Consider the following 2,469-nt stretch of genomic DNA (forward strand, 5'->3'; position numbering starts at 1 on the left):
CAGGAAGAGCATGGGATCAGATAAGAAATTCCATCGCATATCCTAAATTTAACGTTAAAATTGTTGCTACCCATGGTGGAGTTACTGTAGGTGAAGATGGAGCAAGTCATCAGGCTCTTGAAGATATAAGCTTAATGAGAAGCATACCTAATATGGTTGTTATTGTTCCTGGTGATAGTACAGAAGCTAAGAGTGCGATTAAATTTGCTGTAGAATATAAAGGTCCTGTTTATATAAGACTCGCAAGAACAAATATGCCTGTTATTTTTGATGAGGATAAATATTCATTTGATTTTCCTAAAGCACGAGTTTTGGTTGAAGGTATAGATGTTACGCTACTTGCTAATGGGGAAACCATTTATGAAGCATTAATGTGTGCTAAAATGCTTGCAGATAAAGGAATACTTGCGGAAGTCATTAATGTTCCTGTTATTAAGCCTCTTGATAAGGACACAATAATTGAAAGTGCAAAGAAAACAGGTGCAATTGTTACAATTGAAAATCATTCAATTATTGGTGGTCTTGGTAGTGCTGTTTGTGAGGCTATATGTGAAAATAATCCTGTTTTAGTCAAAAGAATCGGTGTAAGAGATGAATTTGGTCAGAGTGGAAAAGAACATGAGTTAATGGCAGAATATGATTTAACAGCAGATAAATTTATTTATGACATAATAGATTTAATAGAGAGAAAAGCAGCGTGTTAAATGATTAAACTTGTAAATCTAACTAAATTCTATGGAAATCATTGTGCTGTAGATAATATAAACTTGCATATTAAAGTTGGTGAGTTTGTATTTTTAGTAGGTTCAAGCGGTGCCGGTAAATCTACTATAATGAGGCTCATGTATAGAGAAGAATTACCAACCAGAGGTGCTGTTTATATTGGTGGCGTCGATGTATCTAAAATTAAATACTCTCATGTGCCTCATCTTAGAAGGCGAATGGGAATAGTTTTTCAGGATTTTAAGCTTTTACCTAATCAAACTGCATATGATAATGTTGCATATGTTATTAGAGCTTTGGGTATGAGTTCAAAAGAGATTGATATGAGAGTTAAAGGGGCTCTTAAGGTAGTTGGATTATTACATAAGATTGATGCCAGACCACATGAGCTTTCAGGTGGAGAACAACAAAGGATAGGAATCGCAAGGGCAATTGTTAATGGTCCGCCTTTATTAATTGCAGATGAACCAACAGGTAATCTTGACCCTCAAACATCTCTTGAAATTGTTCAAATACTTGAACATATAAATCAACGAGGGACAACAGTGCTAATTTCAACACATGATCAGGTTATAGTTAATTATTTTAAGAAGAGAGTAGTTACTCTTGAAGAAGGTCGAGTAGTTAGAGACGTGCATTCTGGAACATACAGATAAGATTTTCAACTGTTTATGTTAGTTTTTCCAGAAATTATGGAGTATCTCAAGTAATGATTTTTATCGTATTGTTTAGTATAGCCACAGAATTAAGAATAATTTTCAGAATAATAATTGAAACATTTAGAGGTTTAAGTAGAACAGGCTTAATGAATCTTGTTATCATAGGAACTATGGCAGCTATATTAAGTATTTTTGGCTGCATGTTTAAAACAAGTTTAGGTATTTCGAGTTTTATACAAGTTCTTGGATCCGCATTAGAGATTTCAGTCTATTTAAAGCCTAATTCAAATCCTGAAATTATTTCTCAAGAGGTATTTAAGATAAATAATGTTAAAAATGTTAAGATCATAACAAAAGATAAAGCTTGGGAAGATCTAAAATCTCAAATGGATGTGCCTGATATCAGTAATCCTTTGCCTGATACATTACATGTTAAAGTCGCTAAGCAAGATAAGGTTGATAATATTGTTAATCAAATTAAGCAAGTTAAAGGTGTTGAAGGGGTACAATATGCTCAGCAATTAGCGGTTAAGCTTCAAAAGGTAAATGATATTACCAATATTGCAACGTTTATAGTTTTACTTTTTCTTGGAGGGTTAACGCTTTTTATTATTAGTAATACTATTCATCTGGTAATTCAAGCAAGAAAACAAGAAATAGAAATTATGAGAATGATGGGAGTTAGCAATTGGTACATTAGAGCCCCTTATATCTTACAAGGAGCTTTATATGGTTTTATGGGGGCAGTTATTTCTATAATTCCATTAAATATATTGCAGAGTTATTTGGATAAATTCTTTAATTTCTTTCAGGTTTCGGTATCCGATGTAAGTTCCAATATGGTAACTTTATCAGTTTTAATGATGGGAATTATTGTTGGAGCTGGCGGAAGCATTATTTCAATCCGCAAATATTTACGGGTATAAAAAAAGGCCTTGTCAAAGACCTTTAGATGAGAGTTATTGAAGAAGATTAATGAAGCGGCTACATTTTTAGTATATCTAAATTATATACAGAATAAATCCTTTGTTTGAATTATTTTTAATATTAAGTACCTATCCAAGAAAGTAATTAGTAAACTGAACAA

2 protein-coding genes and 1 pseudogene (1 of these 3 cut by a window edge) are annotated in these 2,469 nt (G+C 32.5%); all 3 read left to right on the top strand.

Going from position 1 to position 2,469, the window contains the following annotated elements; genetic code table 11:
- A pseudogene (locus A2255_09125) lies at positions 1–704 on the top strand (hypothetical protein); it begins 259 nt to the left of the window's first position.
- A complete protein-coding gene (locus tag A2255_09130) occupies positions 705–1,379 on the top strand; it encodes a cell division ATP-binding protein FtsE (GenBank protein ID OGI19221.1) in 675 nt (224 codons plus the stop codon).
- Between the two features lie 53 nt (positions 1,380–1,432).
- Entirely contained in the window at positions 1,433–2,308 is an 876-nt protein-coding gene (locus A2255_09135) for a hypothetical protein (protein ID OGI19222.1), read from the top strand.
- The last annotated feature ends 161 nt before the right edge of the window (positions 2,309–2,469 follow it).

It is taken from the genome of Candidatus Melainabacteria bacterium RIFOXYA2_FULL_32_9 (assembly GCA_001784615.1).
Classification (GTDB): Bacteria; Cyanobacteriota; Vampirovibrionia; order Gastranaerophilales; family UBA9579; genus UBA9579.

Coding starts and splice junctions, on each gene's coding strand:
- A2255_09130 (OGI19221.1), top strand. CDS start 705: ATGATTAAACTTGTAAATCTAACTAAATTCTATGGAAATCATTGTGCT.
- A2255_09135 (OGI19222.1), top strand. CDS start 1,433: ATGATTTTTATCGTATTGTTTAGTATAGCCACAGAATTAAGAATAATT.